Annotated in this window: 24 protein-coding genes; 16 read left to right on the top strand and 8 right to left on the bottom strand. The window is 74.8% G+C overall.

Features of this window, described 5'->3' with window-relative positions; all coding sequences use genetic code 11:
* Positions 1-95: 95 nt before the first annotated feature.
* Positions 96-779 carry a triacylglycerol lipase gene (locus M2302_RS28355; RefSeq protein WP_280840878.1) on the top strand — a complete coding sequence of 228 codons (684 nt, stop codon included), beginning with the start codon at positions 96-98 and terminating at the stop codon, positions 777-779.
* A 58-nt stretch (positions 780-837) separates the two neighbouring features.
* Here the strand turns inward: M2302_RS28355 and M2302_RS28360 are convergent, their stop codons facing one another.
* A complete protein-coding gene (locus tag M2302_RS28360; protein WP_280840879.1) occupies positions 838-1,173 on the bottom strand; it encodes a hypothetical protein in 336 nt (111 codons plus the stop codon).
* Positions 1,174-1,232: 59 nt separating this feature from the next.
* On the opposite strand from M2302_RS28360, the gene M2302_RS28365 reads away from it, so the two are divergent.
* Entirely contained in the window at positions 1,233-1,658 is a 426-nt protein-coding gene (locus tag M2302_RS28365; RefSeq protein WP_280840880.1) for an archease, read from the top strand.
* Positions 1,659-1,663: 5 nt separating this feature from the next.
* On the opposite strand, the gene M2302_RS28370 is transcribed toward M2302_RS28365, so the two are convergent.
* A complete protein-coding gene (locus tag M2302_RS28370; RefSeq protein ID WP_280840881.1) occupies positions 1,664-3,082 on the bottom strand; it encodes an RtcB family protein in 1,419 nt (472 codons plus the stop codon).
* A gap of 77 nt (positions 3,083-3,159) precedes the next feature.
* Here M2302_RS28370 and M2302_RS28375 point away from each other — a divergent pair, with 77 nt between their 5' ends.
* The 5 genes from M2302_RS28375 to M2302_RS28395 all read left to right on the top strand — a co-directional run bounded on the left by M2302_RS28375 (position 3,160) and on the right by M2302_RS28395 (position 6,294).
* Positions 3,160-3,969 carry an SDR family oxidoreductase gene (locus tag M2302_RS28375; RefSeq protein ID WP_280840882.1) on the top strand — a complete coding sequence of 270 codons (810 nt, stop codon included), beginning with the start codon at positions 3,160-3,162 and terminating at the stop codon, positions 3,967-3,969.
* Between the two features lie 308 nt (positions 3,970-4,277).
* Positions 4,278-4,697 (top strand): SSI family serine proteinase inhibitor, encoded by a 420-nt coding sequence (locus M2302_RS28380; protein WP_280840883.1) that lies wholly within the window; start codon positions 4,278-4,280, stop codon positions 4,695-4,697.
* A gap of 182 nt (positions 4,698-4,879) precedes the next feature.
* On the top strand, positions 4,880-5,785 hold the full coding sequence (locus tag M2302_RS28385) for a pentapeptide repeat-containing protein (RefSeq protein ID WP_280840884.1): 906 nt from the start codon (positions 4,880-4,882) through the stop codon (positions 5,783-5,785).
* Between the two features lie 42 nt (positions 5,786-5,827).
* Positions 5,828-6,082: a hypothetical protein gene (locus M2302_RS28390; protein ID WP_280840885.1), complete on the top strand. Its 255-nt coding sequence runs from the start codon at positions 5,828-5,830 to the stop codon at positions 6,080-6,082.
* Positions 6,079-6,294 carry a hypothetical protein gene (locus M2302_RS28395; protein WP_280840886.1) on the top strand — a complete coding sequence of 72 codons (216 nt, stop codon included), beginning with the start codon at positions 6,079-6,081 and terminating at the stop codon, positions 6,292-6,294. The genes M2302_RS28390 and M2302_RS28395 overlap by 4 nt, the downstream gene beginning before the upstream one ends.
* On the opposite strand, the gene rnhA is transcribed toward M2302_RS28395, so the two are convergent.
* The 3 genes from rnhA to M2302_RS28410 form a co-directional block, all read right to left on the bottom strand.
* Complete coding sequence (gene rnhA, locus M2302_RS28400; RefSeq protein ID WP_280840887.1) at positions 6,260-6,760, bottom strand: ribonuclease HI; 501 nt, start codon at positions 6,758-6,760, stop codon at positions 6,260-6,262. The genes M2302_RS28395 and rnhA overlap by 35 nt on opposite strands.
* 61 nt (positions 6,761-6,821) lie before the next feature.
* Positions 6,822-7,334 (bottom strand): hypothetical protein, encoded by a 513-nt coding sequence (locus tag M2302_RS28405; RefSeq protein ID WP_280840888.1) that lies wholly within the window; start codon positions 7,332-7,334, stop codon positions 6,822-6,824.
* Positions 7,335-7,457: 123 nt separating this feature from the next.
* Entirely contained in the window at positions 7,458-8,684 is a 1,227-nt protein-coding gene (locus M2302_RS28410) for a lycopene cyclase family protein (RefSeq protein ID WP_280840889.1), read from the bottom strand.
* Between the two features lie 79 nt (positions 8,685-8,763).
* Here M2302_RS28410 and M2302_RS28415 point away from each other — a divergent pair, with 79 nt between their 5' ends.
* Both M2302_RS28415 and M2302_RS28420 read left to right on the top strand, forming a co-directional pair.
* Complete coding sequence (locus M2302_RS28415) at positions 8,764-9,873, top strand: serpin family protein (RefSeq protein WP_280840890.1); 1,110 nt, start codon at positions 8,764-8,766, stop codon at positions 9,871-9,873.
* A 91-nt stretch (positions 9,874-9,964) separates the two neighbouring features.
* Entirely contained in the window at positions 9,965-11,035 is a 1,071-nt protein-coding gene (locus M2302_RS28420; RefSeq protein ID WP_280840892.1) for a Gfo/Idh/MocA family oxidoreductase, read from the top strand.
* 4 nt (positions 11,036-11,039) lie between these two features.
* Here the strand turns inward: M2302_RS28420 and M2302_RS28425 are convergent, their stop codons facing one another.
* Positions 11,040-12,296 (bottom strand): MFS transporter, encoded by a 1,257-nt coding sequence (locus M2302_RS28425; RefSeq protein WP_280840893.1) that lies wholly within the window; start codon positions 12,294-12,296, stop codon positions 11,040-11,042.
* Between the two features lie 80 nt (positions 12,297-12,376).
* Here M2302_RS28425 and M2302_RS28430 point away from each other — a divergent pair, with 80 nt between their 5' ends.
* From M2302_RS28430 to M2302_RS28450, 5 genes are all read left to right on the top strand, one after another.
* The gene (locus M2302_RS28430; RefSeq protein WP_280840894.1) at positions 12,377-13,201 is read left to right on the top strand and encodes a class I SAM-dependent methyltransferase; all 825 of its coding nucleotides are present in this window, start codon (positions 12,377-12,379) and stop codon (positions 13,199-13,201) included.
* A 68-nt stretch (positions 13,202-13,269) separates the two neighbouring features.
* Entirely contained in the window at positions 13,270-13,788 is a 519-nt protein-coding gene (locus M2302_RS28435; RefSeq protein WP_280840895.1) for a pyridoxamine 5'-phosphate oxidase family protein, read from the top strand.
* A gap of 758 nt (positions 13,789-14,546) precedes the next feature.
* Complete coding sequence (locus M2302_RS28440; RefSeq protein ID WP_280840896.1) at positions 14,547-15,038, top strand: hypothetical protein; 492 nt, start codon at positions 14,547-14,549, stop codon at positions 15,036-15,038.
* Between the two features lie 95 nt (positions 15,039-15,133).
* On the top strand, positions 15,134-15,766 hold the full coding sequence (locus M2302_RS28445; protein WP_280840897.1) for a class F sortase: 633 nt from the start codon (positions 15,134-15,136) through the stop codon (positions 15,764-15,766).
* Positions 15,767-15,860: 94 nt separating this feature from the next.
* A complete protein-coding gene (locus tag M2302_RS28450; protein WP_280840901.1) occupies positions 15,861-16,931 on the top strand; it encodes a magnesium and cobalt transport protein CorA in 1,071 nt (356 codons plus the stop codon).
* A 38-nt stretch (positions 16,932-16,969) separates the two neighbouring features.
* On the opposite strand, the gene M2302_RS28455 is transcribed toward M2302_RS28450, so the two are convergent.
* A complete protein-coding gene (locus M2302_RS28455; protein WP_280840898.1) occupies positions 16,970-17,104 on the bottom strand; it encodes a hypothetical protein in 135 nt (44 codons plus the stop codon).
* Between the two features lie 4 nt (positions 17,105-17,108).
* Between M2302_RS28455 and M2302_RS28460 the strand changes: the two genes are divergently transcribed.
* Together M2302_RS28460 and M2302_RS28465 are read left to right on the top strand one after the other, a co-directional pair.
* Positions 17,109-17,876: an SGNH/GDSL hydrolase family protein gene (locus M2302_RS28460; RefSeq protein ID WP_280840902.1), complete on the top strand. Its 768-nt coding sequence runs from the start codon at positions 17,109-17,111 to the stop codon at positions 17,874-17,876.
* A gap of 49 nt (positions 17,877-17,925) precedes the next feature.
* Positions 17,926-18,672 (top strand): TIGR02452 family protein, encoded by a 747-nt coding sequence (locus tag M2302_RS28465; protein ID WP_280840899.1) that lies wholly within the window; start codon positions 17,926-17,928, stop codon positions 18,670-18,672.
* Positions 18,673-18,676: 4 nt separating this feature from the next.
* On the opposite strand, the gene M2302_RS28470 is transcribed toward M2302_RS28465, so the two are convergent.
* Positions 18,677-19,294 carry a DsbA family protein gene (locus M2302_RS28470; protein WP_280840900.1) on the bottom strand — a complete coding sequence of 206 codons (618 nt, stop codon included), beginning with the start codon at positions 19,292-19,294 and terminating at the stop codon, positions 18,677-18,679.
* Positions 19,295-20,108: the final 814 nt, after the last annotated feature.

Raw genomic sequence — 20,108 nt, forward strand, 5'->3', positions numbered from 1 at the left:
CGAGACCCCCCGTCGACCGACGTCCGACCACCAGTTGGGCGTCGGTCCGCGCACACCCCCCTTCCCGCGCGGGCATCCGAGAGAGACAGACGACCATGAGGACGTACATCAGCAGGTGGCTGTTCGCGGTGGCCGTGGCGGTCGCCGCCGTCGCCGTCGCACCCACCCCCGCACAGGCCGCCACATACACCGCGTCGAGCAACCCGATCCTGTTCGTGCACGGCTGGAACAGCAGTGCCAGCACCTGGAACACGATGATCAGCCGGTTCCAGGCCGACGGCTGGCCGTCGAGCCGGCTGCGCGCCTTCTCCTACAACACCAGTCAGTCCAACGCCACCACCGCGCAGCAGGTCGGCCAGGAGGTCGACAAGCTGCTCGCCAGCACCGGCGCGACGAAGGTGGACATCGTCACCCACTCGATGGGCGGGCTCTCCTCCCGCTACTACCTGAAGAACCTCGGCGGCGGGGGCAAGGTGGACCGCTGGGTCTCCCTCGGCGGCCCGAACCATGGCACCAGCTCCGCCAACGCCTGCTACAGCACCGCCTGCACCGAGATGCGGATCGGCTCGACCTTCCTGGCCAACCTCAACTCGGTCGACGAGACTCCCGGCGTCCCGGCGTACGGCACCTGGCGGTCGAACTGCGACGGCGTGATCAACCCCGTGGACAGCACGGTGCTCGCCGGGGCGCGCAACACGCTGGCGGGCTGCGTGGCACACAACAGCCTGCAGAGCAACGCCACCATCTACGGCCAGGTGCGCGACTTCGTCAACTCGTGACGGCGGTGGGGCCGGCGGTGGCGCGGACGCACTCCGCAAGCCGGCGGCCCCCCTGGGGTCAGCCTCGGGTCGGGCCGCCGTCGTCGTCGTCCATGATCTCGTGGAACTCGGCCGGCGTGATCTCCCCCTCGCGCAGCCGCCGGGCGTTGGCGGCGAACTTTCCGATCGCCGCGCCCCGGGCGGACTCCCGCGTCGTCGGAGCTTCGTCGGGCTCGCCGTGCAGGCGGCGCAGCGCGTCGGCCAGCCGGGCCTCGGCGGCCGGCCCGGTGCCCCAGTCGCGGGCCAGCTCGACGGTGCGGCCGAGGGTGTCGGCACCGGGCCCTTCGGCGGCGAGAACGGCCCGCATCATGCGGTGGAACGTGACGGCCAGGGCGTCCGCGTCATCGGCGATCATGGGAGGAACCTAGCGTCCCGGTGCGACAGTTCCGGCCGCCGGACAGCCGTGGCGGGGGCATGATCGGGGGCATGGACCGAGGGCACCGCGCCGTCCCGCACACCGCCGACGTGCGGATCGAGGCGTGGGCGCCGGACCGGGAGGGCTGCCTGGCCGAGGCGGTCGCCGCGCTGGTGCAGACCTTCGTCGACACCACCGGCGCCCACCCCGACGGCGAGACGACGGTCGAGCTGCCGGCCGACCGGGACGAGGACCTCCTGGTCGGGATCCTCGACGAGGTGATCTTCCGGTTGGAGACCGAGGGCACGGTGCCGCTGGTCACCGAGGCCCAGCCGGGCGCCGACGGCCTGCGGGTGCGCTGGCACACCGTCGGCACCGACGCGGTGGAGCTGGTCGGCGCGGTGCCGAAGGCGGTCTCGCTGCACGAGCTGCAGTTCACCGGCACCGACTCCGGCTGGCGCTGCGCGGTGACGGTGGACGTCTGACCGGCTCAGCCCTTCACCACGCCGAGCGGCACCAGCCGGGCCACCTTCCGGCACAGGCCGGCCCCCTCGGCCGCCGCCACCACGGCGGTGACGTCCTTGTATGCGGCCGGCATCTCCTCCGCCAGCCCGCGCCGGCTGGCGCCCCGCACCGCGATGTCCTGCGCCTCCAGCTCCCGGCGCGGGTCGTGCCCGCGGACCGCCTTGGTGGCCTGCTTGCGGCTCTGCACCCGGCCAGCGCCGTGGCAGGTTGACGCCCAAGCCGGCGACCCGGCCACTCCGGTGAGCACGTACGAGCCGGTGCCCATCGAGCCGGGGATGAGGACCGGCTGCCCGACCGGGCGCAGGTCGTCGGGCAGCTCGGGGTGTCCCGGCGGGAGGGCCCGGGTGGCGCCCTTGCGGTGCACGCAGAGCGGCCGGGACGTCCCGTCCACCTCGTGCGTCTCGATCTTGGCGAGGTTGTGCGAGATGTCGTAAACCAGGTCGAGGTCGCAGCCGGTGACCCGGGCGAAGACCTGCCGGGCGGCGTGGGCGAGCAGCTGCCGGTTGGCCCGGGCGTAGTTGGCCGCGGCGGCCATCGCCCCCAGGTACGCCCGGCCCTCGTGGGACGAGACCGGCGCGCAGGCCAGCTGCCGGTCGGGCACGTGGATGCCGTACCCGGGCATCACCTTCTCCATCTCCCGGACGTAGTCCGTGCAGATCTGGTGGCCCAGCCCGCGCGAGCCGGAGTGGATCATGACGCAGACCTGGCCGGCGCGCAGCCCGAAGGCCCCCGCCACGGCCTCGTCGTAGACCTCCTCCACCGCCTGCACCTCGAGGAAGTGGTTGCCGGAGCCGAGGCTGCCCACCTGGCGGGCGCCGCGCTCCACCGCCCGCTCGCTCACCTGGGCCGGGTTCGCGTCGCCCACCGCGCCGTAGTCCTCGCAGCGGTCCAGGTCCCGCTGGACGCCGAAGCCGCGCTCGACGGCGTACCGGGAGCCGCCGCGGAGCACGGCGTCGAGCTCGGCCCGGTCGGTCAGGTGCCACACGGCGCCCTTGCCCATGCCGCGCGGGGTGGACTCGCTCAGGCCGTCCATCACGGCGTCCAGCCGCGGGCGCAGCGCGGCCCGGTCCAGGTCGGCGGTGAGCAGCCGCACCCCGCAGGAGATGTCGAAGCCGACCCCGCCAGGCGAGACCACTCCCCCGTCCTCGACGGCGGTGGCGGCGACCCCGCCGATCGGGAAGCCGTAGCCCCAGTGCACGTCCGGCATGGCATAGGAGGCGCCGACGATGCCGGGCAGGGTGGCCACGTTCGCCACCTGCTCCAGCGACTTGTCCGCCCCGGCGTCCGGGAGCAGATCCCGGGACGCGAAGACCACGCCCGGCACCCGCATCGGGTCGTGCCGGTCGATGCGGAACCGGTACGGCGACTCCTCGACCAGGTCCATCCCGCCCGGCTACCCCGGCCCGGACCGGTTACACCCCCTCTGGTTCTCCCTCGCCCGATCCGGGTAGTGCTGGCAGCATGCCCCAGCGATACGAGAACTACCCGAAGGTCGCCATCGTCACCGGCGCGGACTCCGGCATCGGCAAGGCCTGCGCCGTCGCCCTCGCCGCGGCCGGCTTCGACATCGGCATCACCTGGCACCGCGACCGCGCGGGCGCGCAGCGCACCGCCGCGGAGGTCGGCGCCCTGGGCCGCCGCTGCGAGGTCGCCGAGCTGGACCTGACCAGGCTGCCGGAGGCCGCCGCCGTCGTGGACGAGCTGGCCGACCGGCTCGACGGGATCGGCGTGCTGGTGAACAACGCCGGCACCGGGGCGTCCGTCCCGTTCGTCGACATGGGCTGGGAGCAGTGGCGCGAGGTGCTCGCGGTGGACCTGGACGGCCCGTTCCTCTGCTCGCAGCGGGCGGCCCGGCGGATGCGCGCCGCCGGTCGGGGCGGTCGGATCGTCAACATCACCAGCGTGCACGAGCACGCGCCCCGGGTCGGGTCGGCCGCGTACTGCGCGGCGAAGGGTGGGCTGGGCCTGCTCACCCGCGTCATGGCGCAGGAACTCGCCGCCGACGGGATCACCGTCAACGCAGTGGCGCCCGGCGAGATCTCCACCCCGATGACCGGCCAGGAGGACGTCGACCCGTTCACCGAGGACCGTCCGGGCGTACCGGTGGGCCGGCCCGGCGACGCGCGGGAGGTCGCCGCGGTGGTGGCGCTGCTCGCCTCGCCCGCCGCGGCGTACGTGACCGGCGCGTCCTGGCCGGTGGACGGCGGCATGCTGCTGATGGGCCCGCAGGCCGGCTCGCACCTGCGCTCGGACGACTGGCGCTCGGTCTGAATCACCCCTGGGTCCGGGGGCGGCCGGCCGGGGGCAGACGACGACGTGCGGCCGGCGCCGGCGGGTGGTCGGCAACACCGCGGCAACTCATGGGTCGGGCCGGAGACCATGTCGCGGCGGACGACCGCCCTCCCGGCGCGCGCCGGCGCAGGCTGTCACACCTGACGTCCTCTGAAGGGCAGGTGGTGTAACAAGTCGTGACGCTTCGCGTTCACACCGTCCACCTAGGGTTCTGGACGGCCCGGCCACACGACGGACGGGCCGTCCACCGGCCCCGACCCGGGGTCCCGCAACGGAAGGACGTCACGATGCCCTTCGCCCGACGCGCCGCCGCCACGGCGGCCGCCCTCGCCGTCGCCGTACTGACCGCGCAGGCGGCCCTGCTCCCCCAGGCCGCCCAGGCCGCACCCCGATCCGGCCCGGAGACCCCGTCGGTGCTGCTGCTCGACATCGACCGGCCCGGCACCGCCGAGGACCGCTCGGCCGTGCTGGTCTGCGGACCGACCGGCGGCACCCACCCCGAGGCGGTCGCCGCCTGCCGCACCCTGGCCCGAGTCGACGGCGATCTCTCCGCCCTGTCGGCCGACCCGGGCCCCTGCACCTTCGACTACGCGCCGGTCACGGTCCACGCCTGGGGGTTCTGGCAGGACCGGCCGGTGACCTGGTCGAAGTCGTACGAGAACCGGTGCCTGCTGCTGCGCGGCACCGGCGCCTTGTTCGCCTTCTGACCGGATCGGCGCGGCGCCCGTCCCTGGGGAACGGGCGTCGCGCCTCCCCGGCCACGAGACGAAGCCGAGACCGATCAGAGCCCTCCCCCGGGCGGCCCGGACACCCCGCTGGCGGACAATGGGGTACGCCGGCCCGGGCGACCCGGGCGGCAGACGAACCAACCAGTGGGAGACCGGTCAGCGTGTCCGAAACACCCCGAGGCGGCACCGAGCTGCGCGCCGACTGCGCCCGCTGCGTCGGGTTGTGCTGCGTCGCCCCGGCCTTCGCCGCCTCGGCGGACTTCGCGCTGGACAAGCCCGCCGGCCGGCCCTGCCCGAACCTGGGCGCCGACTCGCGCTGCGGCATCCACCCGCAGCTGCGCGAACGGGGCTTCGCCGGCTGCACCGTCTTCGACTGCTTCGGCGCCGGCCAGCACGTCACCCAGGTCACCTTCGGCGGGCGGGACTGGCGGGACGACCCGGCGACGGCGTCGGCCATGTTCGCCACCTTCGCCGTGGTGCGCCCGTTGCACGAGCTGCTCTGGTATCTCACCGAGGCGCTGGCGCTGACCCCGGCGGGGGCGCTGCGCGACGAGCTGCGGGCGGCCGTGGACGAGACCCGATGCCGCACCGCCGGCGGCGCAGACGCGCTGCGCGACGTGGACGTCGACGCGTACCGGGGGCGGATGAACCCGCTGCTGGTGCGGGCCAGCGAGCTGGCCCGGGCCGGCCACGACGGCGTCGACCGGCGGGGCGCGGCGCTGCTCGGCGCCGACCTGCGCGGGGCGGACCTGGTGGGGGCGAACCTGCGCGGCGCGTGCCTGATCGGCGCGGACCTGCGCGGGGTGCGGCTGCGGCTGGCCGACCTCACGGGCGCGGACCTGCGCGGCGCCGACCTGCGCGGCGCGGACCTGTCCGGCGCGCTGTTCCTGCACCAGTCGCAGCTCGACGCGGCCCGCGGCGACCGGCGCACCGTGCTGCCGCCCGCGCTGCGCCACCCGCCGCACTGGTCGGGGCTGGCCATCACCCCGGTCGGCCGTCCCCGCCCGGGCGGGACCCGCGCCGCGGTCCGCCCGACCGCCCGGCGCAAGCGCGACCCCCGCCGCTGACCGGCGTGTTTGCCGGCCGGCCAGACGGGCAGGTAGGCCGGTATGACGGATGAACAGCGCACCGACCGGGCCGACTCCGACGAACCGGACGGCACCCCCGCGTACGAGGCGTCGTTGCGCCCGCCGGGGGACTCGCTGCGCAGCACGGACGACACCGGCGACGACTTCGCGGACCTGCCCGCCGAGGAGCACCTCTCGGCTCGGGACACCAGCCGCGCCGGCTACGACGTGGATGCGGTATCCGGCACGGCCGACCCCTCCCAGGAGGAGGCGGTCAATCCCCCCACCGAGCGGTGACGGCGCTCCGACCCGGGCCGGAGCCCGGCCGGCGGCGTCCGGCCGGGCCCGACGACGTAGCGGGACGGCGCGCGACGCCCGCGCGCATCATCGAGCTCTTCCTGGCCGACCCGACCGCCGCGCACGGCTCGGTACGCGGCTCCGCCCGCAACGCGCTCGCCGTCGACGACGCCCTGGTCAGCGCCCTGCGCGAGCGCCTGCCGGAGCGCTGAGCGGCGCCGCCGCCCGCGCCTCGGTCATCCCCTTGTTGGCCAGCGCGTCCGCCCGTTCGTTCTCCGGGTGGCCGTTGTGCCCCTTGACCCACAGCCAGGTCACCTCGTGCCGGGCGCAGGCCGCCTCCAGCCGCTGCCACAGGTCGGCGTTCTTGACCGGCTGCTTCGCCGCCGTCAGCCAGCCGTTGCGTTTCCACGACGCCAGCCACCCGGTGATGCCGTTGCGCACGTAGGTGCTGTCGGTGTGCAGCCGCACGGTGACCGGTCGGGTCAGGTTCTCCAGCGCCTCGATGGCCGCGGTCAGCTCCATCCGGTTGTTGGTGGTGGGGGTGGCCTCGCCGCCGCAGATCTCCCGCTCGTGGCTGCCGTAGCGCAGCAGCGCGCCCCAGCCGCCCGGGCCGGGGTTGCCGCTGCACGCCCCGTCGGTCCAGATCTCCACGACCCTGCCGGTCCCCGCGTCCACCATGCCGCCGAACCTACCGGTACGGGCGGGCGGCGACCCGGGCGGCCGGTCCCGGCCCTCTGCGTCACCACATCCCGCCGTGGTCCTGTTCGCAGTCGACGAAGAGTTGGAGCACCTCGAGCGACCCGGCGTACCAGCCGTCGACCTCGGCCTGGGAGAGTCCCTCCTCGTGGTGGCCCAGGGTCTCCCCGTGCCGCAGCCGTGTGACGATGACCCGGCAGGTGCCGGACTCCGGGCTGCGGCCCTCGCCCGCGGCGAGGTCTTCCCAGAACCGGTCGACCACACGCGTGTCGGGCACGAGGACCAGTCCCCCGCCGGTGAAGACGGCCACCGGGTCGACGTCGGCAGGGCCGACGAACGACCGGAGCAGGTTGCAGCCGCAGGTCCCGTCGCTCCAGTCGGAGTCGGCGAGCTGCCGGTAGCCCTGGCCGACGGTCAACTGGTCGGCGTAGGCGACGGCGTGGGCGTTCTCCGGGCGCAGCAGCAGGAACGCGCTGCCGGCCACGAGTCCGCCGCAGCAGAGCAGCGCGACGGCCACCGTCGCGGCGACCAGCCCGATCAGGTGTCCGCGCCGCATGTCCGCCCCCGTTCCCGACCGTCCCGGCCGGTCGCGCCCGGGTGACCGTACCGGCAGAAGATTGCCGGCGGAAGCGCGTCTGGTGGGCAGCGTCACCACCACCGCCGAGGTGGTGATCGCGACCTACGAGCCGGCCTGACCCGCTTGGTCCGGGGCCGCGCCGACGGGCGCGGGGGCCGGGCCGGGGCGCAGCCGGGCGCGCAGCCGGCCGACGGCGTCACCGACCACCGCCGAGGTCATCGGCAGCAGCGGACTGGACCGCATCACCGCCAGGTCCTCCGCCGGGGTGGTGGCGCCGTCGAGGAAACGCAGCACCCGCTGCGCCGGGTTGCGGTCGAAGAGCCGGTCGAAGAATTCCGGGCCGCCGACCGCCCGACGGTCCAGCGCCCGCAGCGCGACGGCGTCCATCCACAGGTGCCGACGGGGGTACGCCGGCCGAGGCACGGGGGCCCGACCGGCGGCCAGCGCCCGGGCCACGTCGTCGGCCTGCCGGTGCATGGCGGAGAAGGTGAACCCGGTCGACGGCCGGGTGGCCCCGCCGGCGGTGCCCAGCCGCACCACCCTCGGCGACGGCCGGCTGTCGAACGGGGCGTCGGTCATCGGGATCACCCCGTCCTCCACCTCCCGCACCCTCAGCGCGGTCAGGTCGAGGCCGAGCAGGTCGGCGTAGCCGCGCAGCGCGGCGTCGTAGCCGGCGTCGGTCAGCCGTCGCGGGGAGAACTCGGTGTACTCGACCAGGGCGTACCGGTCGCTGACCGGCAGCACGTAGCCGAAGGAGACACCCCGCGCCGGTTGCGGGGTGCGGAAGTCCATCAGCACCGCCCGGCCCGGGTCGAACACCGCCCCGGGCGACTCCAGCCACCAGCCCCGGAAGTGCTGCAACCAGCTCGTCCGCCCCGCCCGCCGGGGTGGCCGGGGGCGGGAGTCCAGCACCCACCGGGCCCGCAGCAGCGCCGCGCCGTCGGCGTCCCGGACGGTCACCGACCCGCCGTCGTCGTCGAGGGCGCCGACCGCCGCGTCGACCCGGGTGGCGCCGAGGCGCCGCTCCGCCTCGGCGGCCCGCTCGTAGACCGGGGCGGAGCGCAGCATCGCGTACCGCAGCGGGGCGAGGTCGAGCCGGCGCCGCCCGGCCGGCGTGGCCACCTCCACCTGCCGCCAGCTCGCGCTGAGCATCGGCTCCAGGTCGGTGCCGGGCGTACCCCAGAACGCCCAGGTGCGGTCCTGGCCGCGCTTGCGCACCGGGTCCACCACGGCGATCCGCAGATCACGCAGGTCGTGCCGGTCCAGCGCGGCGAGGACCAGGGAACCGGCGCCGCCACCGCCGACGACCGCTAGGTCGACGTTGTCCACCCGACCACGCTGTCACATCCCCCGGCCCCGCCGGGCGGAGCCCCCACGGCGCGCCGCCCGGCCGGTACGGTGCCACGGCATGAGCAGCACGCCCGCCAACGCCCTCACTGCCCGCTGGGCCGCCCTGATCGACGACCGGCAGACCGTCCTGTCCGGCGCCGGGGCGTACCCGCTGCTGGCCCTGCTCGCCCGACACGCGGCCGGCCCGGCCCGCGACGAGCTGTCCGCCGTCGCCCCCGACGCCACCCCCTACGACCTGGCCGCCTCCCCCACCACCCGGCTGGCGCTGGGCTTCTGGGCCCGACGCGACCTGCGACTGAACCCGGCCTGGCTGCGCGCGGTCCCCGCGTCCATGCGGGGTGAGCTGACCGGCGACCGGGCCGTGGACCAGCCCGTGCTGGACCGCTGGGCGTCCACCCACACCGACGGGCAGATCCAGAAGATGCCGATCACGGTCACCCCGGACACGGCGCTGGTGCTGGCCAGCGCCCTGTCGCTGCTGACCGGCTGGGCGGCGCCCTTCCAGGAGGGCTGGTGCGAGCCCCGGCAGGGTCCCTGGCAGGGGCGGCGGCTGATCGGTCTGCACCGGTACGGCGGCGACCCCCGGGCGCTGCGGGTGGCCGACACCCCGGCCGGACCGGTGAGCCTGCTGACCGTCGCCGGTGAGGCGGACGTCGACGTGGTGCTGGCCCTCGGCGAACCCGGGCGCCCGGCCGGTGCCGTGCTGCCGGCCGCGATCCGCGCCCTCACCGGCGGCCCGACGCTCCCCGACACCGCCGGGCCCGGCGTCACCGAGGAGACCGTCGAGGCGTTCGACGACCGGCCGCAACTGGCCGTGCACACCGTCGCGTTCCGCGTCGACGCCGACCACGACCTGCTCGACCGCGCCGAGCTGTACGGGCTCGCCGCCGCGACCCGCCGGGACGCGGACAACTTCCCCGGCATCGCCCCGCTGCTCTACGTCTCCCAGGCCCGGCAGACCGTCACGGCCGAGTTCAGCGCCACCGGCTTCCGCGCCGCCGCGGTCACCGCCATCGCCATCGCACCCGGCTCCGCGCCACCCCGGCACCGCGTACGGGCGCGGCGGGTCAGCCTCGCCGTCGACCGCCCGTTCGGTTTCCTGGCCGTACACCGCCCGACCGGTCTGGTCCTCGTCGCCGGCTGGGTGACCGAGCCGACTCCCCGCTGACCGGGCGGCACACCGGTCCGGGCCGGCGCGTAGGTTCGTACCGGCACAACCTGGAACCACCAGGGCACGGACGGGAAACCGGGGGGACACGATGGCGAACACGCCGGCACCACTGCGGGTCGGACTGCTCGGATACGGGCTGGCGGGCCAGGTCTTCCACGCCCCGCTGATCGCCGCGACCCCCGGGCTGCGGCTGGACGCCGTCGTCACCGGCAACCCGCAGCGGCAGGAGCAGGCCCGCAAGGACCACCCGGACGCCCGCGTCCTCGACGACGCCGACCGGCTGTGGGAGTCCGCGGACAGCCTCGACCTGGTCGTGGTGGCGACGCCGAACCGCACGCACGTGCCGATGGCCCGGGCCGCCGTCACGGCCGGGCTGGCCGTCGTGGTGGACAAGCCGCTGGCCGCCACGGCCGCGGAGGGTCGCGACCTCATCGACGAGGCCGACCGGCGTGGCGTGCCGCTGACGGTGTTCCAGAACCGCCGCTGGGACGGCGACTTCCTGACCGCTCGCCGGCTGATCGCCGAGGGTGAGCTGGGCCGCGTCCTCCGCTTCGAGTCCCGGTTCGAGCGGTGGCGGCCGGCGATCAAGGAGGGCTGGCGGGAGAGCGCCGCCCCCGGCGAGGCCGGCGGCGCCCTCTACGACCTCGGCGCCCACCTCGTCGACCAGGCGGTGCAGCTGTTCGGGCCGGTACGCAGCGTGTACGCCGAGGTGAACCGGCGGCGACCCGACGCCCAGGTCGACGACGACGCCTTCGTGGCACTCACCCACGCCGGCGGCGTCCACTCCCACCTCTGGATGAGCGCCATGACCGCGCAGCTCGGTCCGCGAATGCGCATCCTCGGCGACCGCGCCGGCTGGACCAGCTACGGCCTGGACGTGCAGGAGGAGGCGCTGCGCGCCGGGGGCCGCCCGGACGCGCCGGGCTGGGGTGAGGTCCCCGCCGAGCGGTACGGCCGGCTCGGCGTCGACGGCGACCTGCGACCGGTGCCCACCGACCCGGGCCGCTACCAGGACTTCTACGCGCAGGTGGCGGCGGCGCTGCGGGACGGCACCCCGATGCCGGTCGACCCGCGCGACGCCGTCGCCACGGTGGAACTGATCGAGCTGGCGCACCGCTCCGCGGAGCGGGGCGAGGTGCTGCCCGTCCCGGCTCGCTGACCGCTCAACCGAACCGGACGACCGGCTGCCGGTCGTCCGGTTCGGCGTACGCGGCGGAGACCGTGGCCCGGTCGAACACCCGCCAGGTGGCCGCGGACACCGCCACCGCCACCACGAACCCCACCCAGTACGGCGCGGTCAGTCCGAACGTCGTGGCGATCACGCCGCCGAGCAGGGCACCCGCGCAGTTGCCGCCGGCGGCGATGAACAGTGTCGTGCCGCCGACCCGCCCCTGCAACGCCGCCGGGGTCAGCCGCTGGCGCAGCGAGTTCGCGACCATGTTCCACAGCGCGCCGTGCACGCCGAAGGCGAACAGCGCCCCGCCGATCAGCCAGGCGCTCGTCGACGCCGCCAGGGCCAGGTGCAGGCCCGCCTCGACCAGCAGCCCGACCCGGATGGTCCAGGTGGCGCCGATCGCCGCGACCAGCCGGTCGCCGACCACCGCGCCGAGCAGCCCACCCACCGCCATGCAGGTGAACAGCAGCCCGAAGCCGACCGAGTCCAGACCCAGCCGGTCGGTGGCGAGCAGCACCAGCACCGCCAGCGCCGCGGTGAGGGTCAGGTTGAGCAGCCCGATCAGCACCGCCATGGTGCGCAGCAGCCGCTGCCCCAGCAGCCAGCGGAACCCCTCGCCGATCTCCGCCCGCACCGACCGCGCCGGCGGGCGCCCCGCGTCCTCCCCACCCCGGTACGTCCCGGCGACCAGCGCGACGAGCACCGCGCTGAGCGCGTACGTGCCGGCGTTGACCAGGAACGGGATGCTCTCGGCGACGAGGAAGAGGAACCCGCCGAGCGGACCGGCCAGCATCCCGTTCATCAGCGTGGTGCCGCCGCCCAGCCAGCCGTTGGCCCGCTCCAACCGGGCCCGGGGCACCACCGCCGGCAGGATCGCCTGGCTGGCCGAACGGAACACGATCTCGCCCGTGTTGATCACGAAGAGCACCACGTACAGCAGCACCACCCCGGCTCGGCCGGTCAGCATCGCGCCGGTCAGCACTGCCAGGGCGGCCACCCGTACCCAGTCGATGACGACCATCAGCCGCCGCCGGTCGACCCGGTCCGCCAACACCCCGCCCGGCAACGCGAACAGCAGCCAGGGCAGCCACGCCACCCCGGACGCCGCGGACACCACCAGCGGGTCGTCGGTGCGCGCCGCCACGTACAGCGGCGCCGCCACGGTGGCCATGCCACTGCCCAGCGCCGACAGGGTGCTCGCCGCCCACAGCTTCGCGAATCGCCCGTCCCACCGCTGCGCCGTCACGGCGAGGCAACCTACCAGCCCTGCGGGCGGCGACGAATCCCCGTTGAGCGGCGGCGGTGAGATGTGCGACGGTTCGCCGGGTGACCGACTACCGCACCCTCAACCGAGCCAACTGGGACGAGCGCGCCCCCGCCCACGCCGCGTCGCCCGACTACGCGGTGGAGCGCTTCGCCGCCGACCCGGCGTACCTGAGCGAGGTGGTCCGCTTCGACCTGCCCCGCCTCGGCAACGTGACCGGTCTGCGCGGCGTGCACCTGCAGTGCCACATCGGCACCGACACCGTCTCGCTGCACCGGCTCGGCGCGCGGATGACCGGGCTGGACTTCTCCGGCGCCTCGCTGGCCCAGGCCCGGGCCCTGGCCGATTGGACCGGCGCCGCCGTCGACTTCGTCGAGGCCGACGTCTACGACGCGCCCGGGGTGCTCGGCGTGGGCGGCTTCGACCTGGTCTACACCGGCGTCGGCGCGCTGTGCTGGCTGCCCGACATCCGCCGCTGGGCGGACGTGGTCGCCGCGCTGCTCCGCCCCGGCGGCCGGCTCTTCCTGCGCGAGGGCCACCCGATGCTGTGGGCGCTGGACGAGACCCACCCGGACGGGCTGCTGGTGGTGGAGCACCCGTACTTCGAGCGGCCGGAACCGTTGGTCTGGGAGGAGCCGGGCACCTACGTCAGCACCGAGGCCACGTTCCGGCACAACACCACCCACGAGTGGAACCACGGCCTCGGCGAGGTGGTCACCGCCCTGCTCGACGCCGGCCTCGACCTCACCATGCTCCAGGAACACGACAGCGCGCCCTGGGACGCGCTGCCCGGCCGGCAGACCAAGGACGCCGACGGCGAGTGGCGGTTGGCCGACCGGCCGTGGCGGCTGGCGCAGACGTACACGCTCCAGGCGCGCAAGCGGTGATTCGTCCCGCACCGGGGCGGGTCCGCGACCGGATCTGAGGACCCGGGACGGGCATGGGACGATCCACCATGCCCGTCACGAACCCCTGGCTCGCCGGCCCCGCCCCCACCGCCCGCCTGGACCCCGAACGCCTCGGCGAGCGGATCCTCAACCTGCTGTCGTCGCAGAACATGTGCGTGCTCGCCACCGCCGGCCCGGACGGCCCGCTGGCCACCCCGGTCCGCTATTTCCACCTCGACTTCGCGGTCATGTTCACCGCCGCGGCCACCTCGCCGAAAATGCGCAACATCGCGGCCGACCCACGGGTGTCGGTCGGGGTGTTCGCCCCGCTCGTCGGGCAGGCCAGCAGCCGAGGCGCGCAGCTGTTCGGCCGGGCCCGGGTGTTGCACGAGGGCGACGCGGACTTCGCGCACTGGTGGCCGGCGGTGCGCTGGCAGTCCGACCACGCGGAGCGGGGACGGTCGCTGGACGAGCCACCGAGCGGACCGCTGGTCGTCGTCGAGGCCGACCGGATCGTCTACACCGAACACTGGCTGCGCCGCGACGGGTACGCCCCACGCCAGTTCTGGCGACGCGCACCGCGGTAGCTCTCGCGCGACGCCGGCCGTGCAGCTCGACCGGCCACGCCACGCTGGTCCCCCGCAGCACTTTTGGAGTCGGGCTGCCCGTAGCGCGCTGCCTCACAACCCGTAGGCCATCCTAGGAGGCTAGCTGAATGCCGGGCGTCGGTCGGGGTACGGACTGCCCGACGGCCTCGCTGTCCGCAAGGGACGGACCCTGGGCGGCCTCTGCGACCGGACATCCCCCCTCGCCGCCCTGACGACCGCCTTGGAGCGCAACGGATGCGGTGGCCCCCGCCGGCGCCGTCGGGCCCGGCTGCGGCACGCGTCCGCCGTCCACCCGGCCGCACCGAATCACCGACCACAGTGGAGCGGTGCGGGTCCGGACCTCAGCAACAGGGCCCGGCCGTCCGGTAAGGCACCCTTGGCTCCGTCGTGAACCTAAGGACCGCTTCCAGCGCCGCGACCGCCGCCCGCCGAGGAACCGGGCGACCCGGACAGCCCTTCCCACAAAGGGACGGGCCACGCGGAAGGACGCTTCCCACCGCAACGGGACGACCGGCACGAGCAGGTACGACCTAAAGGGCGTTGTGGGCGGTCCTGTGCGGGCATTTCCGCACCTCCCCGGCGCGAGGGAAAACTCGTGACGGCAACGAAGATTTCTCATTTACGTCGGGCGCGACGCCCAACCCTCCTAGTGTTGGCCACACCGGTGCTAGTTACGGAGTTGGCCACCCGAACGACGTCCCACGCAGACAGCGGACGAAAAGTGAGGGAAGACGCGTATGAAGGCACAGTCAGTTCTCGTATCGACGGCGCTCGGCGTGGGACTCGGCACGCTTCTGCTCCCGGCCGCCGCGCTCGCGCAGACCATCGTGTCACCGGCCACCACACCGGTCGGTGGGACGGTCGTACTCACCGCGACCACCTGCAACCCGAACGCGGGCGACGCGATCTTCCGCGTCACCGGCCCGAACCGGGACCAGAACGTCCGCTCCACCACCGCCGCCGCCGGCGGCGGGCTGAGCGCGGAACTCTTCACCGCCGGCTTCACCCTCGGCACCTACACGGTGACCACCACGTGCGGTGACGGCAGCTCCGGGGGCAGCGCCACCTTCACCGTCACCCCGATCGGCGCGGCGCCGGCCGGTGGCGGCGGCGACGACGGCACCACAACCGGCCTGCTGGCCGCGGGCGGCGCGCTCGCCGGAGCCGCCGCGATCGGGGCGACCATCATGGTCCGCCGCCGACGCCGAGCGGCCGCGCCCGTCGCCTGACCCGTACCTCACACCATCCCTAGGACGGGGTGCCCGCACCGGCGCGACCGGGACGGGCACCCCGACCGCATCGCCGTGTCGCGGGAGGTGAGGCGATGGCCGTCGGCAGGTGGTTCACGCGTACCCGGGCGTCGGTGGCGGCGGTGACGGTGGCCGGCACCGCCGGACTCAGCCTGATCACCGTGGGGCTCACCGCATCGCCGGCGGGGCCGCCGCAGCCCGGCGTGGGCGCGCGCGGCGCCGACCGCAGCGGCTCCCCCGGCCCGGTGCTGCCCCGCTCGGAACCGGTCCGCATCGACATCCCGGCCATCGGCGTCCACGCCGACCTGGTGTCCGTCGCCGGCGACCCGAACGGCACCCTGGAGGTGCCGCCGCTGGACCGCCCCACCGTCGCCGGCTGGTACCGGCCGGGCGTCAGCCCCGGTGAGGCCGGCAACGCCGTGATCGTCGGCCACGTCGACACCCGCGACGGCCCGGCGGTCTTCTTCAACCTGGGGCGGCTGCGGCCCGGCGACACCGTACGGGTCACCCGCGCCGACGGCCGGGCGGTGACGTTCGCCGTGGACGGCGTCGGGGCGTACCCGAAGCGGAGCTTTCCCACCGCGCTGGTCTACGGACCGGGCGGGCCGGGCGCGGGGCTGCGCCTGGTGACCTGCGGCGGACGCTTCGACGAGCGCTCCCGCGACTACTCCGACAACATCGTCGTGCGGGCCACCGCCGTGGCCTGACCCACCACCACCTGCGGGAGCACCGCCGTACTACGGTGGGCCCCCGGATCGAGGGCGGCGGAGGTGGACGGTGGCGGCACGGCTCATTCCGCGACTGGGGTCGTTGGTCGACCGGGTGCTCGGCCGCGAGGCCGAGGCGTCCGCGCCGGCCCCGCGGCGGTCCAATCCGGACGCCGTGGTCGACTGCGCGGTGTACGTCAACGGCCGCCGGGAGCCCGGTCGCCCGCACTACGCCGACGCGTACGCCCGCTCCCGGCGCGGCCGCAACGCCTTCGTCTGGCTGGGGCTGCACGACCCGGGCGCGGCGGTGATGGCGGCGGTCGGTCGCACCTTCGGCCTCGACGAACTCGTCGTGGAGCAGGCGCTCGCCGACGGGCACCGGCCCACCGTGCAGCGGCACGACGCGGTGACCCTGCTGGTGCTGCGCACCGCCAGCTACGTCGAGCACGCCGAGCTGACCGCGACCTCCGAGGTGATCGACACCGGGGACGTGATGGTCTTCCTGGGCGACCGGTTCGTCATCACCGTCCGGCACGGCGCCTCCGGCGCCCTGGCCCCGGTCCGGCACGACATCGAGAGCCGCCCGGCGATGCTGGCCGAGGGGCCATGGGCGGTGGCGTACGCGGTGGCCGCCCGGATGGTCGACCTGTACCTGGAGGTCGCCGCCCACCTGGAGAAGGACCTGGAACGCGTCGAGGAGAGCGTGTTCGCCCGCGACCGGGGCGCCGACATCCAGCACATCTACCAGCTCAAGCGGGAGGTGGTGGAGTTCAAGCGGGCGGTGCTGCCGTTGCAGGAGCCGGTGCGCGCGCTGGTCTCCGACCGGGCCGGTGGGCCGCCGCCGGGGCTGCGCCGCTGGTTCGTCGACGTCGAGAGCCGGCTGAGCCGCGCGGTGGAGCGGGTCGCCGCGTACGACGAGCTGCTCAACTCGGTGCTCCAGTCCCGGCTCGCGCAGCTCGCCGTCGACCAGAACAACGACATGCGCAAGATCGCCGCGTGGGCCGCGATCGCCGCCACCCAGACCGCCGTGGCCGGCGTGTACGGCATGAACTTCACGCACATGCCCGAGCTGACCTGGCGGTACGGCTACGCCGGTGCCCTGCTGCTGATGGCGACCGCCGCGGTGGTCCTGCACCGGCTCTTCCGCCGCTCCGGCTGGCTCTGAGCCCTCCGCCAGACCCGGTGCAGACAGGACGAGCCGGATCAGGGCCGGATCAGGGTCGGATCACGCTCGGCGAGCGCGGCCAGCTCCCGGTCCAGCGAGAACAACCAGGCACGCGCCCCGTGCCGGCCCCGCCCGGCGGACGGCGGCGGCACCACCGCCCATAGGCTGTCCACCGTGATGTGGCAGCGGTACGTCGCGATCGGCGACAGCACGACCGAAGGGCTCGACGACCCGGACGACGCCGGCGGCTACCGGGGCTGGGCGGACCGGTTCGCCGAGGCGGTGGCCCGGGAGCAGGGCGGCCTGGAGTACGCCAACCTGGCGATCCGGGGGCGGACCACCGCCCGCATCCTCGCCGAGCAGCTGCCGGTGGCCCTCGACCTGGCGCCGGACCTGTGCACGGTGGTGGCCGGCATGAACGACGTGCTGCGTCCCTCGTTCGACGCGCGGCGGATCGCCGCGGACGTGGCGACGATGCAGCGGGCGCTGGTCGGCCAGGGCGCCACCGTGCTGACCTTCACGCTGCCCGATCCGGTGCCGGTGATGCCGCTGGCCCGCCCGCTGCGCGGCCGGGTGGTCATGCTCAACGCGTCGCTGCGGCGGGTCACCGCCGAGACCGGGGCCACCCTGCTGGACTTCGCCGCGCACCCGGTCGCCTCCGACCCCCGGCTGTGGAGCGAGGACCGGCTGCACGCCAACAGCGCCGGCCACGAGCGGATCGCCGCGGCGCTCGCGCACACCGCCGGCCTGCCCGGGTACGACGACTCGTGGACCCGACCCCTGGCGGTCGCACCCCGGCGACGCGGGCACGAGGTGCTCCGCACCGAGCTGGCCTGGACCCGGCGGCACCTGCTGCCGTGGCTGGCCCGGCACCTGCGCGGCCGCTCCTCCGGCGACGACCGGGTGGCGAAGCGCCCGGTGCCGCTGCCGGTCGAGCTGACCTGAGCGGACGGTCGGGGCGGCCGGAGTCGGCCCGCGCCGGCATGATGGGCCGGTGGACCGTACCGAACGGGCGGCGCTCGCCGCCGAGACCGACCGGCTCGTCGCCGAGGGCCGATACGGGCCGGTACCGGCCGCCACCCTGCACCTGCCCGACGAGCCACTGCCCGAGCCCGGCCCGGCGGGACCGTCCACGGTGGAGGTGACCGACGAGACGAGCCTCGCCGCCACCCGCCGGCTCGCCGGCACCGCCGACGGTCAGGTCGCCTGCCTCAACTTCGCCTCCGCGAAGAAACCCGGCGGCGGGTACGCCACCGGCGCGCACGCCCAGGAGGAGAGCCTGGCCCGATCCTCCGCCCTGGCCGCCAGCCTGCGGACGGCGCCGGACTTCTACGCGTACCACCGGGCCCGGCCGGACCCGGTCTACTCCGACCGGGTCATCCACTCCCCCGACGTTGCGGTGTTCCGGGACGACTCGGGGCGGCTGATCGCGCCGTACCCGGTGACCTTCCTGACCGCGGCGGCGCCGAACGCCGGGGCGCTGCGCGAGCCGGTCGACCTGCCCGGGGTGCTGCGGCGTCGCGCCGGGCGGGTGCTCGGGGTGGCGCTGGCGCACGGACACCGGCGGCTGGTGCTCGGCGCCTGGGGCTGCGGGGTGTTCCGCAACGACCCGCGCCAGGTCGCCGCCGCCTTCGCCGACCTGCTCGGGCCCGGCCGCCCGTACGCGGGCCGGTTCGACCTGGTGGTGTTCGCGGTGCCGGATCCGACGAACCGGGGCCCCCTCGCGGCGGCGTTCGGCTGAACGGTCAGCGGTCGATCGGCGGCCGGGTCCGGGCCCGCTTCAGCTCGAAGAACCCGTCGGTGCCGGCGACCAGCACCACCCCGTCCCAGAGCCGGCCGGCGTCCTCGCCACGGGGGATCGGCGCGACCACCGGCCCGAAGAACGCGGTGCGCCGGCCGGCCTCGTCGGTGACGTGGATGGTCGGGGTGCCGAGGTCCTCGCCGACCGGTTCCAGGCCGGCGTGGTGGCTGGCCAGCAGCACCTCGTCGTTCGCGGTCGAGTCGGCCGCCTCGGCCAGCTCCACGGGCAGCCCCACCTCGGCCAGCGCCGCCCGGTAGAGGTCGGGCCCGATCGGCGCCCGGTCGTGGTGGATCCGGTTGCCCAGCGCGGTGTAGAGGTCCCGCAGCCCCTCCGGGCCGGCCTTCAGCTCCGCCGCCACCGCGACCCGCACCGGGCCCATGCCGGGCTTCAACCACTCCCGGTACCACTCCTCCAACCCCTCGCGACCCTCGTTGAGCACGCTGAGGCTCATCACGTGGAAGCGCACCTCGACCGCGCGGACCTGTTCCACCTCCAGCAGCCAGCGGGAGGCGTTCCAGGCCCAGGGGCAGCGCGGGTCGAACCACATGTCGGCCGTCGTCATCGTCGTTCCGTTCCTTCCAGGATCTTTGTCGTCCTTCGATCCTGGCCGGTGGAGCGGCCCAGTGTGAGAGCCGATTTCAGGATGATCGGCTGGGCCAATCGGCGACCGGCACGCCGAGGGCCGCCGACCGGCAACGGCAACACGGCGATCGGCTACTGCCAGTAGTGCATGGCCGGTCGATGGGCCGGTGAGCGATATGACTGTGAGGCATATTTATGACTCACAGGCATATCGCTCACCACGAACATGTCTCCCAGCGGAGACAATGACGAACCGGCCCGCGAGCTGTGAGCGAGGGTGTCGGTCGGCCGTCGGTAGGCGCCTGGGCAGGAGGTCACCCCGTCCGTCGGTTCAGTGCCGCATGTCCGGATTGAGGCCCGGTGGCTACCGCCCGGATGTCCACTCTTACCTGCGGTGTCGGGTGGCCGGGCCGGTCGCGTGGTGGAATGGTCGGCGGGGCGGGGTCGTTGTACATGGCAGACCGCCGTGCCCCCCGGCCCGGACGAACCCCGGAACGAAGGCCCGTGGAATGCGGAGCCACCCGGGTTGGTTACCTCCCCGGCACCATCCGAGCAGGCTCCCGGGCTGTGGAATGCGGAGCCCGCCGGGCTGGTTACATCCCCCCGGACACCCGAGCAGAGCCCCCTTGCGCGGCCGCCGGGCATCCCCCTTCTTGACTTCCTTTCACGCATCGCCGTCCCCCCGACGACGGTTGCGTGTCCCCCGATCGAAAGGTGCACCCTCATGCGTACCGATCTGATCCGCAAGACCGCCCTGACCTTCGCTGGTGTCGCCGCGACCGCCGGTGGGATCG

Source organism: Micromonospora sp. A200, from assembly GCF_029893845.1.
Taxonomy (GTDB): Bacteria; Actinomycetota; Actinomycetes; order Mycobacteriales; family Micromonosporaceae; genus Micromonospora; species Micromonospora purpureochromogenes.

What these genes read in the sequence shown, in the direction of transcription:
- M2302_RS28470 (WP_280840900.1), bottom strand. Translation starts at nt 19,294, where the DNA reads ATGACGACGGCCGACATGTGGTTCGACCCGCGCTGCCCCTGGGCCTGG.
- M2302_RS28355 (WP_280840878.1), top strand. Translation starts at nt 96, where the DNA reads ATGAGGACGTACATCAGCAGGTGGCTGTTCGCGGTGGCCGTGGCGGTC.
- M2302_RS28365 (WP_280840880.1), top strand. Translation starts at nt 1,233, where the DNA reads ATGATCGGGGGCATGGACCGAGGGCACCGCGCCGTCCCGCACACCGCC.
- M2302_RS28360 (WP_280840879.1), bottom strand. Translation starts at nt 1,173, where the DNA reads ATGATCGCCGATGACGCGGACGCCCTGGCCGTCACGTTCCACCGCATG.
- M2302_RS28440 (WP_280840896.1), top strand. Translation starts at nt 14,547, where the DNA reads ATGAAGGCACAGTCAGTTCTCGTATCGACGGCGCTCGGCGTGGGACTC.
- M2302_RS28435 (WP_280840895.1), top strand. Translation starts at nt 13,270, where the DNA reads ATGCCCGTCACGAACCCCTGGCTCGCCGGCCCCGCCCCCACCGCCCGC.
- M2302_RS28420 (WP_280840892.1), top strand. Translation starts at nt 9,965, where the DNA reads ATGGCGAACACGCCGGCACCACTGCGGGTCGGACTGCTCGGATACGGG.
- M2302_RS28375 (WP_280840882.1), top strand. Translation starts at nt 3,160, where the DNA reads ATGCCCCAGCGATACGAGAACTACCCGAAGGTCGCCATCGTCACCGGC.
- M2302_RS28405 (WP_280840888.1), bottom strand. Translation starts at nt 7,334, where the DNA reads ATGCGGCGCGGACACCTGATCGGGCTGGTCGCCGCGACGGTGGCCGTC.
- M2302_RS28415 (WP_280840890.1), top strand. Translation starts at nt 8,764, where the DNA reads ATGAGCAGCACGCCCGCCAACGCCCTCACTGCCCGCTGGGCCGCCCTG.
- M2302_RS28380 (WP_280840883.1), top strand. Translation starts at nt 4,278, where the DNA reads ATGCCCTTCGCCCGACGCGCCGCCGCCACGGCGGCCGCCCTCGCCGTC.
- M2302_RS28370 (WP_280840881.1), bottom strand. Translation starts at nt 3,082, where the DNA reads ATGGACCTGGTCGAGGAGTCGCCGTACCGGTTCCGCATCGACCGGCAC.
- M2302_RS28390 (WP_280840885.1), top strand. Translation starts at nt 5,828, where the DNA reads ATGACGGATGAACAGCGCACCGACCGGGCCGACTCCGACGAACCGGAC.
- rnhA (WP_280840887.1), bottom strand. Translation starts at nt 6,760, where the DNA reads ATGGTGGACGCGGGGACCGGCAGGGTCGTGGAGATCTGGACCGACGGG.
- M2302_RS28460 (WP_280840902.1), top strand. Translation starts at nt 17,109, where the DNA reads ATGTGGCAGCGGTACGTCGCGATCGGCGACAGCACGACCGAAGGGCTC.
- M2302_RS28445 (WP_280840897.1), top strand. Translation starts at nt 15,134, where the DNA reads ATGGCCGTCGGCAGGTGGTTCACGCGTACCCGGGCGTCGGTGGCGGCG.